Here is an 18532-nt window from a genome sequence, read left to right on the forward strand (position 1 = left end):
GAGCCGTCAATGCCGCTTCGCCTCAAAGTCAACGATATCGCCTTCTTCGAACGGCCGCTGGTGTTCGCCCGGCCGTTCCGCTTCGGCGCGGTGACGATCACCGCGTCGACGCAGATGTTCGTGCGGGTCGAGATCGAGGTGGAGGGCAAGGGCCGCGCCACCGGCGCCAGCGCCGAGATGCTGGCGCCGAAATGGTTCGACAAGCGGCCGCATCTCACCGAGGCGCAGTCGCTCGACGGACTTCGCCGCTCGCTTGCGGTTGCGCGCGAGCTCTATCTGACGAACAGGGGCTTTGACACCGCGTTCGGCCTCCACGCCGAACGTATCGGCCCGCAGGTTGCGGCCTGCGCTGCCGAAGACATTCCGCCGCTTGCCGCCGGCTTCGGTCCGGCCGAGATCGACAAGGCGATCCTGGATGCGCTGCTGCGCGCGACCGGCGCGAATTTCTTCGCCGGCATGGCCGACAACATCGCCGGCATCGACGAGCGGCTGACGCCTGATCTAGACGACGCGGCGATCGCGCGGTTTCTGTCGACGCGCCAACGGCTCGAGCGTGTCGCCGTCAGGCACACGGTCGGAATGGACGACAAGGTTGAAGGCGAGGGCGGCGTCGCCGACCGCAACGAGAACGCCGGTGCGCGCTATTTCAAGCTTAAGCTGAACGGCGATCCCGCACATGACGCGGCGCGGCTGGCGCGGATCGGCGGCGAGCTCGCAAAGCTGCCTTACGCAACCAGGATCACGCTCGACGCCAACGAGCAATATGCCGACCTTGCCGCGCTGAACGCGCTGGTCGACCGGCTCGACCATGACGCGGCGCTGCAGCCGATCAGGGCAAACCTGCTCTATATCGAGCAGCCGATGCCGCGCGATATCACAAGAGCCTCGCCGCTCGGGAAACTGGCGGCGTACGGCATCATCATCGACGAAGCCGACGATTCCTATGACGCATTCCCGCAGGCCCGCGTGCTCGGCTATCGCGGCATCTCCTCGAAATCCTGCAAGGGCATCTACAAGTCCATCATCAACGCCACCCGCGCGGCGGCGTGGAACGCTGAGAGCGGCGGGTATTTCATCAGCGGCGAGGACCTGACCTGCCAGGCCGGGCTCGGCGTGCAGCAGGACCTCGCGCTCGGGGCGCTGATCGGCGTCACCCATGCCGAGCGCAACGGACATCATTATGTCGATGGCTTTGCCGACACCCCGGCTGACGAGGCCGACGCCTTCCTCACCGCGCATTCCGATCTCTACACGCGCGCGGGCAGCAAGGTCCGCCTCGCGATCCATGACGGCGATCTGCTGACGGAATCGATCGCCGTCGCGCCGGGCTTTGCCAGTTCGATCCATCCGGACTGGTCCACCATGCAGCCGCTCAAGCGGCCAACACCACGCGTTTCGCAGGAGCAAGCAGTATGACGACCAAACGCCTCGGCCTGATCATGAACGGCGTCACCGGCCGGATGGGGCTCAACCAGCATCTGATCCGCTCGATCGTCGCGATCCGCGAGCAGGGCGGTGTGCGGCTCGCGAACGGCGACCGCGTCATGCCCGATCCGATCCTGGTCGGCCGCGACGCCGAGAAGGTCGGCGCGTTGGCAAAACGCTACAACATCGAACGCCACACCACCGATCTCGATCGTGCGCTCGCGGGCAACGGCGACACCGTGTTCTTCGACGCCGCGACCACGCAGGCGCGGCCCTCGCTGCTGACCAAGGCGATCAACGCCGGCAAGCATGTCTATTGCGAGAAGCCGATCGCGACCAACCTCGAGGAGGCCGTTGCGGTGGTGAAGCTCGCCAATGCCAGGGGCCTCAAGCACGGCACCGTGCAGGACAAGCTGTTCCTGCCGGGCCTGAAGAAGCTGGCCTTCCTGCGCGACTCCGGCTTCTTCGGCCGCATGCTCTCGGTGCGCGGCGAGTTCGGCTATTGGGTGTTCGAGGGCGGCTGGCAGGAAGCGCAGCGGCCGTCGTGGAACTACCGCGCCGAAGACGGCGGCGGCATCATCCTCGACATGGTCTGCCACTGGCGCTACGTGCTCGACAATCTGTTCGGCGAAGTCGAGAGCGTGACCTGCCTCGGCACGACTGACATCCCCGAGCGCTATGACGAGAAGGGCAAGAAATACCAGGCGACCGCCGATGATTCCGCCTACGCCACGTTCCGCCTGAAGGGTGGCGTCATTGCGCACATCAACATGAGCTGGGTGACGCGTGTCTACCGCGACGACCTCGTCACCTTCCAGGTCGACGGCACCCATGGCTCGGCGGTGGCGGGCCTGACCGACTGCGTGATCCAGGCACGCCAGGCGACGCCGCGGCCGGTGTGGAATCCGGACGAGAAGCGGATGCATGATTTCTATGCCGACTGGCAGAAGCTGCCTGAGAACGTCGTCTACGACAACGGCTTCAAGGAACAGTGGGAGATGTTCATCCGCCATGTCTGCGAGGACGCGCCCTACAAATACACCCTGCTCGAAGGCGCCAAGGGCGTGCAGCTCGCCGAATGCGCGCTGAAGAGCTGGAAGGAGCGGCGCTGGATCGACGTCGCCCCGATATCAGTCTGAGAAGGGACTTTGTCATGAACAAGCCAGTCCGGCCGATATCATCTCAGTCGCTGAAGCTGCCGACCGCCGATGGCGCCCTCGAGACCTATCGCCTGGCGGCGTCGCGGACCTTTCCGGCGAAGCTCGAGGGTACGCTGAACCGCGTGGCATTCTCGGCCGCGCATGTGGTGGCCGATCCGCGCGCCGACGTCGATCCCTGGCTGGCCGCGGCGATCGACTGGGACAGGACGATCGCGTTTCGTGAGCACGTCTGGGACCTCGGCCTCGGCGTCGCCGAAGCCATGGACACCGCGCAGCGCGGCATGGGGCTGGATTGGCCGACCTCGCTCGAACTGATCCAGCGCTCGGTGAAGGCGGCCAAGGCCAGGGGCAATGCGCTGGTGTTTTCCGGCGCCGGCACCGACCATCTCCCGGTGGAAGATGCCAGGTCGATCGATGATGTGATCCGTGCCTATGAGGAGCAGATCGCGGCAGTGGAGAAGGCCGGTGGCCGCATCATCCTGATGGCCTCGCGCGCATTGGCAAAGCTCGGCAAGAGCGCTGACGACTACGCCAGGGTCTACGACCGCGTGCTGTCGCAGGTTCGTGAGCCCGTGATCATCCATTGGCTCGGCGACATGTTCGATCCGGCGCTATCAGGTTACTGGGGCACGGCCGATCTCGACAAGGCGATGGATACGGCGGTTGCGATCATCAACGCCAATGCGGCCAAGGTCGATGGCGTCAAGGTCTCGCTGCTCGACAAGCAGCGCGAGATCGACATGCGGCGCCGACTCGATCCGCGGGTCAAAATGTACACCGGCGACGACTTCAACTATGCCGAACTGATCGCCGGCGACGACAAGGGATTTTCCCACGCGCTGCTCGGCATTTTCGATGCGATCGCACCGGCGGCGTCCTACGCGCTGTCGCGGCTCGCGGCCGGCGATGAGGCCAGCTTCCACGATGTGCTTGGACCGACGGTGCCGCTGTCGCGCCACATCTTCAAGGCGCCGACGCGCTTCTACAAGACCGGCATCGTGTTCATGGCCTATCTCAACGGGCACCAGGATCATTTTACGATGGTCGGCGGGCAGGAGAGCGCGCGCTCGACCTTGCATCTTGCCGAGCTGTTCCGGCTCGCCGACAAGGCTGGTCTGCTCGCCAATCCGGAGCTCGCGACGCGCCGGATGGCGACGATCCTGGCCACGCGCGGCATCGACGCCTGATGCGCGACTTTTCCAACGACCACCGCTGGCTGTCGCTGAACACGGCGACCGTCCGCAAGCAGGGCGATCTTCTCGCCATCGTCGAGGCCTGCGCGCGCCATGGCATCCGCGCCATCGATCCCTGGCGCGACCAGGTTGCAGCCGTCGGCCTCGATCGCGCCGTCCGTGCGGTCAAGGATGCCGGGCTCGATCTGTCGGGCTATTGCCGCGGCGGCATGTTCACGGCAGATGGCGTGCATCGCAGCGAAGCGCGCGACGACAATCGCCGTGCGGTCGACGAGGCGGCCGCGCTCGGCGCCTCCTGCATCGTGCTGGTGGTCGGCGGCCTGCCGCAATATTCGCGGCCGGGCAGCGCGGCGTCGAAGGATATTGCGTTGGCACGATCGCAGGTGCATGACGGCATCGCCGAGATGCTGGACTATGCGAAACAAGCAAAGCTGCCGCTCGCGATCGAGCCGCTGCATCCGGCCTATGCCGCCGACCGCGCCTGCGTGAACACCACAAGGCATGCGCTCGATATCTGCGACGCACTCGATCCCGGCAGAACCGGCGCGATCGGCGTCGCGCTCGACGTCTATCACATCTGGTGGGATCCGGAGCTGATGCGCCAGATCGCGCGCGCCGGCCAGGATCGCCTGCTCGCGTTCCATGTCTGCGACTGGCTGGTGCCGACCAAGGACATCCTCAACGACCGCGGCATGATGGGTGACGGCGTCATCGACATCAGATCGGTGCGCGCCGCCGTCGAGGCGCAGGGCTTTGACGGCTATTCGGAGATTGAGATCTTTTCGAATGACTGGTGGGGCCGTCCGCTGGACGAAGTGCTGCGAACCTGCATCGAGCGGCACCGGACGGTGGTCTAGTACGCCGTCAGGTGGGCACGGCGCTGCATGCTTCCCGCCCCATCAGGACTCCTCGTTGCGGTGCTCGATCTCAAGCGTGACGAGCCGCGCCAGCAGCGTTGCCGGATAGAGCTGGCCGAAGATCGCCTCGAGATTGCACAGGCTCCGCGCGATCGGATGCAACGGAGCGACGTCGCCATAACCTGTCGTCGTGAGCGTGGCGAAGCTGAAATAGAGGACGCGGCTCGCCAATGTCGGGCTGTCTTCCACCTTCATGCCGGGAAATGCATCGGGCCTCAGCGTGCCGACAAAGGTGTAGAGCGCCGCGAAGATCACGGCGACCGTGAGATAGAGCAGGACCGCGCCGATCACACGGTGATAGGTGACGCGGCCTGGCGCGAACGTCGCGCGCGCCACCGTCACGGCCATGGTGAGGCCGACGAGCAGCCAGGATGCGGCGAACAGGTTGAGATCGAAAATTGAAGGTGAGCGTAGTCTCAGGATCCCGCCCGTGACGATCATGACGAGCGCGACCAGCATCGTGACGACCGCCAGCGTGCTGCCTGACATCAGGAAGACGCCGCCGACCAGGACCAGCGCGAGCAGGAGCTCAAAAATCTGGAACTCGAACAGCCCCAACGCCTGCAACGGCGCCACCACGAAAATCATGACCAGGAGCAGGACAGTGAGCACCGTCAACAAGGAATCGCCCCAGCGCTCGCGTAGCTCGCCAGTGCTCATCCAGCCGCGCTTCATTCCCGCCCCGTCATTCGGCATTGCATCGGGATGCCGGTACCAGACATTGCTGCGCGCCGGCCGCAAAGGCAAGATGGGGGGCTGGCATTCTGTGGCGCGCCCGGCGATCCGGATCGCCGTCCGGCCGTCTCAGGGGCTCGCGACCCGCTGCAGCGTGTTGAAGCGGGCTTTCTGCTCGCTGCTCAGCATCGCATAGAACTCGTCCAGTGCGGGCTCGATCAGCTTCGCGGCCTTCTGCATGGCTTCGAGCCGGTGCTGCATCGCCTCCAGCCGGCCGACCGGCGTCAGCGGCACGTCGTTCGGGCAGGCCGCCTGCAGGTCCGCGATGGCTCTTGTGGTCGCATCGCTCAGGCGGTCGAGCGCCTCCTTCTGCTTGCCGGCTGGATGAAGCGAGGCCGCGATCCGGTTGATCGGCAGGTGCGCCAGGTCGGATTTCGAATCGCCACAATTGCCGGCTTGCGCGGTCGCCTCCTGCTGCGGCGAACGCTCGCCGACATGTGGACCGAGCGCATTGAAGCGGGCCTGTTGCTCGTCGCTGAGCGAGCTGTAGAAATTCTCCAGCGCAGGCCGCACGATCTTGATCGCCTCGAGCGTCGCGCTGATGCGGTTTTGCATCGACCGCAAGCGGCCGGTGGGCGTCATGGCATAGCTGTCCGAACAGGAGTCCTTGAAGATATCGGCGGCCTTTGCCGCTGATGTCTTCAACTCGTCGAGCAGGGCGCGCTGCTGCTGGTCCGGCCGTACCGCCCGCGCGATGTCGGCAAGCGGCCAGGCCGTGACGCCCTTGTCCGGTTCGCCGCAGAGCTGCTTGACTGCCTGCGGGCTCGTGTCGGTGCGCTGACGGGACCGATCGCGGCCCGCGGTCGCCGGATAGTCGCCAGGATAGATGCTGGCATAGGCGGAGTAGGGACTGTTGGTGTCCCAGAACACGGTGTCGACGAAGTCGTCATAGGCGTAGGCCCAATAGCCGGGCTCGTAGGCATAGGACCAGAACGTGTAGTCAAAGATGTCCGAATAGGCGTAGGGCCAGAACACCGGCCCAAGCCACGCCACGAAGGCCGCGTGGCTGCCGCGTCGCCAGGCATGTCGGGGCGCCCAGCCGCCTTGGCGCGCCGCAAGCCCTGCCGGGCCTTGCGCGCCTGCCTGCTCGCGGAAGTGCGCGGCAAACCGCTCGCGCTGCGCCGCCTGCGTCGCGGCTGTGGTCGCGACCGCGGCTCCAACCGTTGCTGCCGGCGCCAATCTCTGCTGGCGGGCAACGTCGGCCTGCTGCGCACGCTGCTCGCGTTGCAACAGACGGCTCTGCGCCTGCAGGGCACGGTTATGGACGCGTTGCGCGCGTGCACCTTGGACCTTTTGCGACTGCAATTGCTGCACGCGTTGCTGCAGGCGATCGATCCGGGTCTGCCGCTCGGTGGTCTGGCGCGAGAGCGCGTCACGCTGCCGCTGCTGCGCCGCCTGCTGGCGTTGCTGGATCATCTGCTGATGCTGCTGCGCGCGCTGTTGAACGCGCTCCGTCGGCGACGGCCGCTCGCTCAAGCGCGAAGGTGGACTCGGGCGTGATGGCGCCGCGATATGCGGAGCCTGGCGCTGCGGTGCTCCTCGACGGAATTCGGGGCGTGGCGTTGCGACACGCGGCGCGGCGATATGGGGGGCCTGGCGCACCGACGGGGCGGCGAAATGCGGGGCCGGGCGCGGCGCCATCGCCGGTCGCTGCGGGGCGTGGAACGCGGGTGCTGCCGGCCGTGCCATCGCGGGTGGCCGAGCCATTGCAGGCGGTCTCGCCATTGCGGGCGGCCTGGCCATTGCGGGAGGGGCGGCGTGTACCATCGGCGCGGCGGGACGCGCCATTGCGGCCGGTGCAGCCGGCCTTGCCGCCGGTGGACCCTTTCCGTGTGGCTGGGCGGACGCGCCGCCGTGCGCCACGAGCATCGAGCTGCCAATCGAAAAGACAACAAGCAAAGCGCTGCGGGAAAGCATGAGCTTAGCTCTCCGTTCAACAGTCGCCCGCAGTACTTTAACGCACCGACGTCGGATTCGTTCGTTGTGGCTACGGCCGGCGTTACGGTCTTCCGGCGAGGGGAACCGTCAGGAAACGTCCTGCGTGAGGGTCGCCGCGATCCGCTCCGTCGCCCAGTCGACCTGATCGGCCGTGATCACCAGCGGCGGAGCGATCCGGATGGTGTGCTCGTGGGTGTCCTTGGCGAGGATGCCGCGCGCCTGCAGCGCCAGGCAATAGCGACGGGCGCCGCCGGCTTCGGGATGCAGCTCGATCGCCAACATCAGCCCGCGCCCGCGCACCTCGCGGATCACGTTGGCGCGGATGTCCTGCAATCCGGCGAGAAAGCGGGCGCCCTGTTGCGCGGCGTTCTCGATCATTCCCTCGTCGATCAGCACGCGCAGCGCCGCCCGCGCCACCGCGCAGGCCAGCGGATTGCCGCCGAAGGTCGAGCCGTGCTGGCCGGGCCGCAGCGTGCCGAGCACGGCGTTGTTGGAAAGCACCGCCGACACCGGATAGAAGCCGCCCGACAGCGCCTTGCCGAGCAGCGTCACGTCGGCCTCGATCCCTTCGTGCTGCTCGGCGAGCAGCTTGCCGGTACGGCCGAGCCCGGTCTGAATCTCGTCGAGCACAAGCATCACATTATGCGTGGTGCACAGCTCGCGCACGCGGGCGAAATAGCCTGGCGGAGGAATCACGACGCCGGCTTCGCCCTGGATCGGCTCGACCAGGAAGGCCGCGGTGTTCGGCGTGATCGCCTGCTCGAGCGCGGCGGCATCGCCGAACGGGATGATCTTGAAGCCCGGCGCGAATGGGCCGAAATGGTCGCGCGAGCCGGGATCGGTCGAGAAGCCGACGATGCCGAGCGTGCGTCCGTGGAAATTATTGGCGCAGACGATGATCTCGGCCTGCCCGTCCGGCACGCCCTTGACCTCATAGGCCCATTTGCGCACCGACTTGATCGCGCTCTCCACCGCCTCGGCGCCGCTGTTCATCGGCAGCACCTTGTGCGAGCCGGTCAGCTCCGCGAGCTCGCGGTAGAAGGGAGCAAGCTGGTCGTTGTGGAAGGCGCGCGAGGTCAGCGTCAGCCGATGCGCCTGCTCGATCATGGCTGCGAGGATCTTCGGATGACAGTGGCCCTGGCTCACCGCCGAATAGGCGGAGAGGCAGTCGAGATAGCGGTTGCCATCGGTATCCCAGACCCAGACGCCTTCGCCGCGCGACAGCACGACCCCGATCGGCTCGTAATTGTAAGTGCCGAACTGCGCTTCGGTTGCGAGGAAATCAGTGACCGATGCATTCATCATGCGTCACTCCCGCTGCAGCGTACGAGAGACTACATCAAATCGTGCCTGCAGTTGATTTGGGCATCAGTTCCTCCACAGGGAAGTGTGTCGCCAGCCAAATTCGCAGGCGACAATGTGTCGTCTTATGCGCTGATGCTGCAGGGCACGCTGAGGAAGCCGCGGAAGCGCACCCGCCCGCCGCGCACCGGCGCGCCGTCGAGCGCGTAGTTCGGCAAGCGTTTGAGGAACCGCGAGATCGCGATGGCGCCTTCGAGGCGCGCCAGCGCCATGCCGGCGCATTGATGCGCGCCGGTGCCGAAGGCGAGGTGGCGGTTCGGCGTGCGCGCGACGTCGAAAGCTTCGGGGTTGGGGAATTGCGCGGGGTCGCGGTTGGCCGCGCCGATGCACAGCGTGACCAGCGTGCCCGCCGGCAGCTTGATGCCGCCGAGCTCGGTCTCTTCCACGATCATGCGGTTGCCGAGCTGGTTCGAGCTTTCGTAGCGCAGCATCTCCTCGACCGCGGTCTTGATGAGTTCGGGTTGCGCGATCAGCCGTTGCTTCTGATCCGGATTTTGGCTGAGCGTCACCAGCCCGTTGCCGATCAGATTGGCCGTGGTTTCGTGGCCGGCGTTGAGCAGGAAGATGCAGTTGTGCAGCAATTCCTTCGCGGTCAGCCGCTCGCCATTGTCCTCACCCTGGATCAGCCTTGTCAGCACGTCGCGTTCGGGATTGCCCGGCTTCTTGCGGCGGCGTTCAACCAGCGTTTCGAGATAGGCGAGGAAATCCTTCACCGCATTGTTGCCGCGGTCGAACGCCTCCTTGCCGATCACCGGCTCCAGCGCGCCCAGGATCGCCAGCGACCAGTCACGCAGCGGCTCGCGTTCGTCGTGCGGCACGTCGAGCAGATTGCCGATCACCTCGACCGGAATGGCCGAGGCGAAGTCGCCGATCAGCTCGAAGCGGTCGCGGGTCTCGATCCGGTCGAGCAGGCTGTCGACCAGCGCGATCAGGTCAGGCTCCATGCCGGCGATCGCCCGCGGCGACAATGCGCCCATGATCAGCCGCCGCACGCGGGTATGCGCCGGCGGATCGTTGAAGACGAGGCTGGTCGTGTGATGCTCGTAGAGCAGCGAGTTGCCGTATTTCGGCAAGAACTCCTTCTTCTTGTCGGAGGAGAATGCCTTGGTGTTCTTGTAGGCGGCGATGAGGTCGTCGTAGCGGGTGAGAAAATAGCAGCCGTTCGGCAGCCGCTTGACCGGCGCGCTCTCGCGCAACGCGCGATAGGTCGGGTAGGGGTCGGCATAGAACTCCGGCGTCAGCTTCTCGAGGTCGAAGCCGTCAGCCAGCTCGCGCGCGTGTCCGTTCATGGCGCATCCAACCCAATTAGTTTCATTTGCAACTATCGTAAGCCGCGGGCGGCGGCCGCGCAACACAATTTGCTGGGGCCGGGAACAGCGCGGCGGGGCGTCGCGTGGTGCGAGCAAATCGCAGAGCCATATGCGGTTTTGCGCTTTGATGAAGCGCGCGCGCCCCTCTACAGTCGCGATCAAACAACAAGACCGGAAACGCCAATGCATGCCCGTGCCGACACTGCGGCCTCCTGGCCCGAGGAGATCTTCTCGATATTGCAGCGCTTCGAGGTGCGTCAGGTGCCCTACGTGCCCGACGCCGGCCATTCAGAGCTGATCGAGCGGGTGCTGGGGTCGTCCTCGATGCGCGGCATCGCGCTGACCACCGAGGAAGAGGGCGTGGCGCTGCTCGCGGGCGCCTGGGCCGGCGGCCAGCGCGGCGTGCTGCTGATGCAGTCGAGCGGGGTCGGCAATTGCATCAACATGCTGTCGCTGGTGCAGATCTTCCGCCTGCCGTTCCTGACGCTGGTGACGATGCGCGGCGAATGGGGCGAGTTCAATCCCTGGCAGGTGCCGATGGGCTCGAACACGCAAGGGATACTCGAACTGTCCGGGATCAAGGTGCTGCGCGCCTCGCACCCTGAAGAAGTCCGCGAAGTCGTCGAGGCCGGCGCAGCGCAGGCCTTTAACGCCTGCACGCCCACCGCCGTCCTGCTGTCGCAGCGCCTGATCGGGGCAAAGGTCTTCACCAAATGAGCAAAGCCAATCTCCTCGACCGCCGTGCCGTCGTTTCCGAACTGCTGAAAGATCGCAAGGGCGCGTTCGCCGTCGGCGGCCTCGGCGCCTCGACCTATGACATCGCCGCTGCCGGCGACCACGACCGCAACTTTTATCTCTGGGGTGGCATGGGCGGCGCCGTGATGATCGGGCTCGGCCTCGCGCTGGCCCAGCCGACGCTGCCGGTCGTCGTGATCACCGGCGACGGCGAGATGCTGATGGGGATGGGAAGCCTCGCCACCGTCGGCCTGCAGCAGCCGAAAAATCTCTCGATCATCGTGCTGGACAATGAGGCTTACGGCGAGACCGGCGGCCAGGCCAGCCATACCGGCGGAACCGCCGACCTCGTGGGTGTTGCCAGAGCCTGCGGAATCGGGGATAGCCGGGCGATCAGCACGATGGCTGAGGTCGAGGCTTTTGCCTCGTCTTTGCAAGACGTTACGGCGGGGCCGCGGTTCGCCAGCGCGAAGATCGACGGGGCCAATCTGGAGCGCGTGCTGTCCAGCCGCGACGGCACCTACCTCGTGAACCGCATCAGAGGGTCGATCGGCCACACTCCTATTTAAAGTGGCTTTCGCGGTGCAATAGAACCTTGACTTTTGGTAAAGTGAGTGATTACTCACGACCCAAATGTCTACCTTACGCATGACGAGTGACTTGCGGCGTCAGTTGATCCTGAGCGCCGCCAAGCGGTGTTTCGCCCGCAGCGGCTTTGCCGGCACCACGACAAAGAGCGTGGCGGCCGCGGCTGCCATTTCGGAAGGGCTGCTGTTCAAGCACTTCCCGTCCAAGGCGGCGCTCTATGCCGAGATCCTTGCCGAGGAGTGCGAGGCGGATCCCGATCTCGCGCATCTGCTCGGCCAGGAGCCCTCGACCGCGACCCTGGTCGAGCTGGTGCAAGGCATGGTCGATCACTTCATGCAGTTGCGTGATGCGCCGGACCAGGAAGAGACGCAGCGGATGCGGCTGATGGTGACGAGCCATCTCGACGACGGCGAGTTTGCGCGCCTGCTCTACGACAAGGTCGGCAAGCTGATCGGCCCGACCTTCGCCGCCTCGCTCGAGCGGGCGATCGCCGCCGGCGAGGCCACGAAGATCGGCGACGAGCCGCTCAACCTATTCTGGTTTGCGCACCATACCGTGCTGATGGGTGCGCTGACCCAGCTGCCTGCGACACCATGTCTCCCCTACGGCGATGCCGCTGCGGCCGAGCGGCAGCTTTGCCAATTCATCCTTCGCGGCATCGGACTTACCGAAGCCGCAATTTCAACTCATTTGGGCCGCCAGCCGTCGCCGATCGCAGGACCGTCGGTAACTGCAGAAAGTGCATGACATGAATATTCAGACCGAAAGCCACATCTCGGGGCAACCGATCAAGGAGAAGCAAGCCAAGCGTCCCGTCCGCATGGTGCGCTGGTTCATCATCGTAGGCCTGTTGCTGGCCCTGCTCGTCGGTGCGCTGGTCGGCTTCAACGCCTTCCGCAGCCACATGATCGCGCAGTTCTTTGCCAACAATAAGCCGCCGCCGGCGAACGTGTCGGCCGTCGAGGCGAAGACTGAGGTGATTCCGAACCTGCTGACCGCTGTCGGCGATCTCGTCGCCGTGCACCAGGTCAACGTCACGACCGACGTGCCGGGCCGCATCACCGAGATCCAGTTCACCGCCGGCAGCCACGTAAAGGCCGGTACGCCGCTGGTGCAGTTGTTCGACGCACCGGAGCAGGGCGACCTCGCCAACTACAAGGCGCAGGCGACCGTGGGCGAGCTGCAGCTCGACCGCGCCAAGCAACTCGCGTCGCGCCAGTTCGGTCCGCAGTCGACCGTCGATACGGCGCAGGCGGCTTACGACCAGGCCAAGGCGGGCATTGCCAAGACCGAAGCGCTGATCTCGCAGAAGCTCGTGCGCGCACCGTTCGAAGGCGATCTCGGCGTGCGCCAGGTCGAAGTCGGCCAGTATCTGACGGCCGGCACGCAGATCGTGTCGCTGACCGATCTGTCGGTGCTGTACGCCAACCTGACCGTCACCGAGAAGCAGAGCTCTCAGATCAAGGTCGGCCAGGCCGTACGGGTCTCGGTCGACGCCTATCCGGGCCGCACCTTCGAGGGCAAGATCACGACCATCGAGCCGCAGATCGCGACCGACACCCGCAACATCCGGGTGCAGGCCACGATCCAGAATCCGGACAGCATCCTCAAGCCCGGCATGTTCGCGACCACCACGATCGTGCTGCCCGGGAAGCCGCCGGTCGTGACCATTCCCGAAACCGCGGTCGACTACACGCTGTACGGCGACTCGGTGTTCCTGATCACCGAGAAGAAGGGCGACGACGGCAAGACCACCCTGACCGCGGACCGCACCTTCGTGAAGACCGGCAACCGCGTCGAGGGCCGTGTCGAGATCCTCAAGGGTCTGAAGGCGGGGGACAAGGTCGTCGCAGTCGGCCAGATCAAGCTGCAGTCGGGCATGCCGGTTGCGATCTCGACCGATCCGCCGCCGCCGGTTCCGGCCGAACCGCCGCGCTACTGATCTTCATTCATCGAACTCGGAGGGCCATCGGCCCTCCGCCACATCTTGCCGCAAGCCGGCAGAACACGAATCGAGTTGGCGATGGCCTTCACTGATATTTTCATCAAGCGCCCGGTGCTGTCGGTCGTCGTCAGTCTGCTGATCCTGCTGATCGGCCTGCGCGCGGCGATGGTTTTGCCGATCCGGCAATATCCGAATCTTTCGAACACCGTCGTGACGATCACCACGTCATATCCCGGTGCGTCGCCCGAGCTGATCAACGGCTTCATCACCACGCCGATCGAGCAGGCCGTCGCGTCGGCCGAAGGCGTCGACTACATGACGTCGAACTCGGTGCTCGGCACCTCGACGATTCAGGTCTACGTCAAGCTCAATCACGATCCGAACCAGGCGCTCACCGAGGTGCTCGCCAAGGTCAACTCGGTCAAATACCTGATCCCGAAGGAAGCCTTCGATCCCGTCGTGACCAAGGCGACCGGTGACACCATCGCCGTGATGTATCTCGGCTTCTCCAGCGAGGAGCTGACCGGATCGTCGATCTCCGACTATCTGACCCGCGTCGTGCAGCCGGTGCTCTCGACGGTTGATGGCGTCGCCTCGGCCGACATCCTCGGCGGCCAGACCTTCGCGATGCGCGTCTGGCTCGATCCGACCCGCATGGCCGGACGCGGCGTATCGCCCAACGACGTCGCCGCCGCGATCGCCGCCAACAACTTCCAGGCGGCCGCCGGCCAGACCAAGGGCTTCTTCATCGTCTCCAACGTCTCGGCCAATACCGACCTTCAGAACATCGATCAGTTCAAGCGGATGATCGTGAAGGCGAAGGACGGCGGCTTCGTGCGCATCGAGGACATCGCGACGGTGGAGCTCGCCGCGCAAAGCACGGACGCCAGCGTCGCCTTCAACGGCGAGCATGCGATCTTCATCGGCATCAAGGCGACGCCGCAGGGCAACCCGCTGACCCTGGTGAAGGGCGTGCGCGCGCTGTTCCCCGACCTCGAGCGCAACCTGCCGCCGTCGATGAAGATGAAGGTGGCCTACGATTCCACGAAGTTCATTCAATCGTCGATCGATGAGGTCGAGAAGACGCTCACTGAAGCGGTCCTGATCGTCGTCGTCGTCATCTTCCTGTTCCTGGCCTCGCTGCGGTCGGTGATCATTCCCGTCGTCACCATCCCGCTGTCGCTGATCGGCGTCTGCATCCTGATGCTGGCCGCCGGCTTCAGCTTCAACCTGCTGACGCTGCTGGCGATGGTGCTGGCGATCGGCCTCGTGGTCGACGACGCGATCGTTGTCGTGGAGAACATCCATCGACATCTCGAGGAGGGCCTGCCACCGGTGCAGGCATCGCTAAAGGGGGCCCGCGAGATCGTCGGTCCCGTCGTCTCCATGACGATCACGCTGGCGGCGGTGTACGCGCCGATCGGCTTCCTCGGCGGCGTGACCGGCACGCTGTTCCGCGAATTCGCCTTCACGCTGGCGGGCTCGGTGATCGTGTCGGGCGTGATCGCGCTGACGCTGTCGCCGATGATGTGCTCGGTGTTCCTCAAGAGCGCGGAGGAGGGGCGTTTCGCCAAGGTGGTCAATCGCGTGTTCGGCGCGTTGACGCGGGCCTATGGCCGTCAGCTCGACCGTTCGCTCGACTACCGCCCGATCACGGCGCTGTTCGCTGTGACCATCCTCGGTCTGGTCGGCTTCCTCTATATGCACATCCAGAAGGAGCTGGCGCCGCAGGAGGACCAGGGCATCGTGTTCGCGGTGACCAAGGCGCCGAAATACGCCAACATCGACTACATCGATTTCTACGGCGACAAGATGGACAAGGAGTTCCAGAAGTTTCCCGAGACCGACCTGCGGTTCATCCTGAACGGCATCACCGGTCCGCAGGGCGGCTTCGCGGGCATGCTGCTCAAGCCGTGGGATGAGCGCAAGCGCAGCGCGCAGGCGCTGCAGCCGCTGGTTCAGGCCGAGCTGTCCAAGATCGAGGGCATCAGCGCGTTCGCGTTCAGCCTGCCGCCGCTGCCCGGCGGCCCCGGCGGTCTGCCGGTACAGATGGTGATCTCTTCGACGGCCGGATTCCAGCAGGTGTTCGACCAGATGAGCAAGCTGAAGGATGCGGCGCGTAAGAGCGGCCTGTTCATCGTCACCGACAGCGACCTTGACTTCAACCAGCCGGTGGTCCGGGTGAAGGTCGACCGCTCGAAGGCGAGCGACCTCGGCATCACCATGCAGTCGATCGGCGGCGCCCTGGCGACGCTGCTGGGCGGCAACTATGTCAACCGCTTCAATCTGGAAGGACGCTCCTACCAGGTGATTCCGCAGGTGCCGCGCGCCAGCCGGCTCGCGCCTGAGGCGTTCAACGATTACTACGTCCCGACCGCGACCGGGCAGCTGGTGCGGCTGTCCACCGTGGTTTCGGTCGAGACCGGCGTCGATCCGAACGCGCTGACCCACTACAACCAGCTCAACTCGTCGACCTTCCAGGCCGTGCCGATGCCCGGCGTCTCGATGGGCCAGGCGGTGGAGTTCCTGCAGGGTGAAGCCAAGAAGCTGCCGTCCGGCTTCAGCTATGACTTCTTGGCCGACTCCCGGCAATACGTCCACGAAGGCAACCAGCTGCTGGTCACCTTCGCGTTCGCCATCATCATCATCTTCCTGGTGCTGGCGGCGCAGTTCGAGAGCCTGCGCGATCCGTTCGTGATCATGATCTCGGTGCCGATGGCGATCGTCGGCGCCCTGATCCCGCTGTTCTTCGGCGTCGCCACCATGAACATCTACACCCAGGTGGGCCTGCTGACGTTGGTCGGATTGATCACCAAGCACGGCATCCTGATGGTGGAGTTCGCCAACGAGTTGCAGCTCAACGAGGGACTGGACCGCCGCGCGGCGATCGAGATGGCCGCCCGGATCCGCCTGCGTCCGATCCTGATGACGACGGCGGCCATGGTCACCGGCCTGCTGCCGCTGCTCACGGCCTCGGGCGCCGGCGCTGCCAGCCGCTTCTCGATCGGGCTTGTGGTCGTCGCCGGTATGACGATCGGCACGCTGTTCACGCTGTTCGTGCTGCCAATGGTCTACACGGTGATCGCGACCGACCACCAGGCCGCTGCCCATTCCGATCGCGCCAAGCAGATCGCCGACTACGAGCTCGACCGTCGCGGCGGCGCGCTGAAACCGACCTGAGCCCTCCAAGCTCATGCTCGCGGGGAAGGCGGCACTGGCGAAAGCCACTGCCGCCTTTTCTTTGTCTCGTGATAGCCTTTGCCGAGGGCGGGCAGAAAGCACTCACCTCAAGGAAATCCGGAGGAAACAGGCATGGCGAGCGAGTTTGCGGCGGGCAACTACCGGTTCATTCCGGCCGTGTTCCAATATTCAAGCGGCGCGCAGGCGAACGCGGGCTATGAGATCGAGCGGGTGCGCTTCGATCGCCTGCTGCCGCTCGCGGAAGGTTTTGCGCGGATCGCGACCTACATCCGCGACGCCGGCCGGCCGCTGACCGCGTTCTGCGCCTGCGAATTGCGTTCGCCGGCCGCCTTCACCGAGGACGGCTTCCGTGCCTTCAACCAGCACTACGTCAAGACGCTCGCCGAATGGGGCCTGTTCGACGGCACCATCAATCCGGTGGCGCGCAGCAACGTCTGTCCCGAGATCGATCCGCCGGCCGAGCCGTCGTTCCATGCGTTCTCGTTCACGCGGCCGAGCACGACGACGTCGCCGTCTTTCGTGATCGCCGGCGGCGCGGAGGCCCGCGGCGGCACCGCCAGCTATCCCGACCGCATCGTCTGCTATCGCGATCTCAGTCCCGGCGCGTGGCGGGAGAAGGTCCGCTTCACCGCCGGCGAGATGGAACGCCGTCTTGCGGAGTTCAGCTTCGGCTGGCAGGAGACGACGGCGGTGCAGGCCTACACCGTGCACGACATCCATCCCGTGCTCGTCGACGAGCTGGTCCGCCGCGGCGCCACCCGCTCCGGCCTGACCTGGCACTTCTGTCGCCCGCCGGTCGTCGATCTCGAATACGAGATGGATTGCCGCAGGGTGCTCAGGGAAGTGGTGATTTAGCTTCCGCCGTCATTGCGAGGAGCGAAGCGACGAAGCAATCCATAGTTCCGCATGCTCGGTGATGGTGGATTGCTTCGCTTCGCTCGCAATGACGAGAACTTGGTGTCCCGTCATCCTGAGGAGCGCGTAGCGCGTCTCGAAGGATGAACGGCCCGGTCGGTGGCCGTCGACCCTTCGAGACGCGCGCAAGATGCGCGCTCCTCCAGCGACAAAGGCGAGCCTTTGCGCGGGGGTGACGGAGAGAGCACAGGCGCTCGCTGTGGCACGAATCCACTACCGCGCCTTCGGATCGAGCGCGTCGCGCAGGCCGTCGCCGACCAGATTGAACGACAACACGACCAGGAAGATCGCAAGCCCAGGCCAGACTGCCATCCATGGCGCGCCGGTCAGGAAGCGTTGCGCGGCGTTGAGCATGCTGCCCCAGGACGGCGCCGGCGGCTGCTGGCCGAGGCCGAGGAACGACAGCGCGGCCTCGGCGATGATCGCGGCCGCGATCGACAGCGTCGCCTGCACAAGCAGCGCCGGCAGGATGTTGGGCAGGATGTGGACCAGCGCGATGCGCCAGCGCGGATTGCCCATGGCGCGCGCCGCCTCGACGTAGTCCTCGACCTTGACGCTCATCACCTGGCCGCGGGTCAGGCGGATGAAGATCGGGGTCGCCGAGACGCCGATCGCGATCATGGCATTGCTAAGACTCGGGCCGAGGAACGCTGCGAGTGCGATCGCCAGGATCAGGAACGGGCAGGCCAGCATCGCATCGGTGATGCGGCTGATCAGCGCGTCGATGAAACCGCCGCGATAGCCGGCGACGAGGCCGAGCGGCACGCCGACCGCAAGCGCGATGCCGACCGAGATGACGCCGGCAAGCAGCGAGGCGCGAGCGCCGAACACGACGCGGGCGAACACGTCGCGGCCGAGCTCGTCGGTGCCGAGCCAGTGCTGCGCCGACGGCGCCTTGCGTACCAGCGACCAGCTCGTCGCGACCGGATCATAGGGCACGATCAACGGCGCGAACACGGCGAGCAGGATGAAGAGCGCGATCACGGTGAGCCCGAGCACGGCACCCTTGCGCCGGATCAGCCGCCGCCAGGCGCGCCGCGCCGGGCTCTCGAGCGTTTCGGCGGCGGCAAGCGGAGCGAGGGGGCTGAGTGCAGCGTCGGTCATCCGA

General features: G+C 65.6%; 16 protein-coding genes. 11 read left to right on the forward strand and 5 right to left on the reverse strand.

Features of this window, described 5'->3' with window-relative positions; genetic code table 11:
* Positions 1 to 9: 9 nt before the first annotated feature.
* Genes ACVI1L_RS26645 through ACVI1L_RS26660 form a run of 4 tightly spaced genes read left to right on the forward strand, consistent with a single transcriptional unit; the run spans position 10 to position 4635 of the window.
* Positions 10 to 1416 carry a hypothetical protein gene (locus ACVI1L_RS26645; protein WP_456784270.1) on the forward strand — a complete coding sequence of 469 codons (1407 nt, stop codon included), beginning with the start codon at positions 10 to 12 and terminating at the stop codon, positions 1414 to 1416.
* A complete protein-coding gene (locus ACVI1L_RS26650; protein WP_456784271.1) occupies positions 1413 to 2564 on the forward strand; it encodes a Gfo/Idh/MocA family protein in 1152 nt (383 codons plus the stop codon). The genes ACVI1L_RS26645 and ACVI1L_RS26650 overlap by 4 nt, the downstream gene beginning before the upstream one ends.
* Before the next feature lie 14 nt (positions 2565 to 2578).
* The gene (locus ACVI1L_RS26655; protein WP_456784272.1) at positions 2579 to 3772 is read left to right on the forward strand and encodes a dihydrodipicolinate synthase family protein; all 1194 of its coding nucleotides are present in this window, start codon (positions 2579 to 2581) and stop codon (positions 3770 to 3772) included.
* Positions 3772 to 4635, forward strand: a complete 864-nt coding sequence (locus tag ACVI1L_RS26660) for a sugar phosphate isomerase/epimerase family protein (protein ID WP_168857796.1) — start codon at positions 3772 to 3774, stop codon at positions 4633 to 4635. Before ACVI1L_RS26655 ends, ACVI1L_RS26660 begins: the two co-directional genes overlap by 1 nt.
* A gap of 42 nt (positions 4636 to 4677) precedes the next feature.
* On the opposite strand, the gene ACVI1L_RS26665 is transcribed toward ACVI1L_RS26660, so the two are convergent.
* Together ACVI1L_RS26665 and ACVI1L_RS26670 are read right to left on the reverse strand one after the other, a co-directional pair.
* Positions 4678 to 5370 (reverse strand): potassium channel family protein, encoded by a 693-nt coding sequence (locus ACVI1L_RS26665; RefSeq protein ID WP_028331847.1) that lies wholly within the window; start codon positions 5368 to 5370, stop codon positions 4678 to 4680.
* 129 nt (positions 5371 to 5499) lie between these two features.
* Positions 5500 to 6423 carry a Spy/CpxP family protein refolding chaperone gene (locus ACVI1L_RS26670; RefSeq protein ID WP_316398443.1) on the reverse strand — a complete coding sequence of 308 codons (924 nt, stop codon included), beginning with the start codon at positions 6421 to 6423 and terminating at the stop codon, positions 5500 to 5502.
* Positions 6424 to 6474: 51 nt separating this feature from the next.
* Here ACVI1L_RS26670 and ACVI1L_RS26675 point away from each other — a divergent pair, with 51 nt between their 5' ends.
* Positions 6475 to 6930, forward strand: a complete 456-nt coding sequence (locus tag ACVI1L_RS26675; RefSeq protein WP_456784273.1) for a hypothetical protein — start codon at positions 6475 to 6477, stop codon at positions 6928 to 6930.
* Between the two features lie 525 nt (positions 6931 to 7455).
* Here the strand turns inward: ACVI1L_RS26675 and rocD are convergent.
* Together rocD and ACVI1L_RS26685 are read right to left on the reverse strand one after the other, a co-directional pair.
* The gene (gene rocD / locus ACVI1L_RS26680; RefSeq protein WP_168857811.1) at positions 7456 to 8670 is read right to left on the reverse strand and encodes an ornithine--oxo-acid transaminase; all 1215 of its coding nucleotides are present in this window, start codon (positions 8668 to 8670) and stop codon (positions 7456 to 7458) included.
* 125 nt (positions 8671 to 8795) lie between these two features.
* Positions 8796 to 10019 carry a cytochrome P450 gene (locus ACVI1L_RS26685; RefSeq protein ID WP_456784274.1) on the reverse strand — a complete coding sequence of 408 codons (1224 nt, stop codon included), beginning with the start codon at positions 10017 to 10019 and terminating at the stop codon, positions 8796 to 8798.
* A 204-nt stretch (positions 10020 to 10223) separates the two neighbouring features.
* On the opposite strand from ACVI1L_RS26685, the gene ACVI1L_RS26690 reads away from it, so the two are divergent.
* The 6 genes from ACVI1L_RS26690 (at position 10224) to cnbZ (ending at position 17364) form a co-directional block, all read left to right on the forward strand.
* The gene (locus ACVI1L_RS26690; protein WP_057017601.1) at positions 10224 to 10757 is read left to right on the forward strand and encodes a thiamine pyrophosphate-binding protein; all 534 of its coding nucleotides are present in this window, start codon (positions 10224 to 10226) and stop codon (positions 10755 to 10757) included.
* Complete coding sequence (locus ACVI1L_RS26695) at positions 10754 to 11344, forward strand: thiamine pyrophosphate-dependent enzyme (protein WP_456784275.1); 591 nt, start codon at positions 10754 to 10756, stop codon at positions 11342 to 11344. Before ACVI1L_RS26690 ends, ACVI1L_RS26695 begins: the two co-directional genes overlap by 4 nt.
* 64 nt (positions 11345 to 11408) lie before the next feature.
* Entirely contained in the window at positions 11409 to 12110 is a 702-nt protein-coding gene (locus tag ACVI1L_RS26700) for a TetR/AcrR family transcriptional regulator (RefSeq protein ID WP_076827113.1), read from the forward strand.
* 1 nt (position 12111) lies between these two features.
* The gene (locus ACVI1L_RS26705; RefSeq protein WP_076827115.1) at positions 12112 to 13305 is read left to right on the forward strand and encodes an efflux RND transporter periplasmic adaptor subunit; all 1194 of its coding nucleotides are present in this window, start codon (positions 12112 to 12114) and stop codon (positions 13303 to 13305) included.
* 81 nt (positions 13306 to 13386) lie between these two features.
* On the forward strand, positions 13387 to 16488 hold the full coding sequence (locus tag ACVI1L_RS26710; protein WP_057017603.1) for a multidrug efflux RND transporter permease subunit: 3102 nt from the start codon (positions 13387 to 13389) through the stop codon (positions 16486 to 16488).
* Between the two features lie 132 nt (positions 16489 to 16620).
* Positions 16621 to 17364 (forward strand): 2-amino-5-chloromuconate deaminase CnbZ, encoded by a 744-nt coding sequence (cnbZ, locus tag ACVI1L_RS26715; RefSeq protein WP_253640355.1) that lies wholly within the window; start codon positions 16621 to 16623, stop codon positions 17362 to 17364.
* Between the two features lie 273 nt (positions 17365 to 17637).
* On the opposite strand, the gene ACVI1L_RS26720 is transcribed toward cnbZ, so the two are convergent.
* Entirely contained in the window at positions 17638 to 18528 is an 891-nt protein-coding gene (locus ACVI1L_RS26720) for an ABC transporter permease (protein WP_456784276.1), read from the reverse strand.
* Positions 18529 to 18532 lie beyond the last annotated feature (4 nt).

This window comes from Bradyrhizobium sp. USDA 4516, assembly GCF_054055915.1.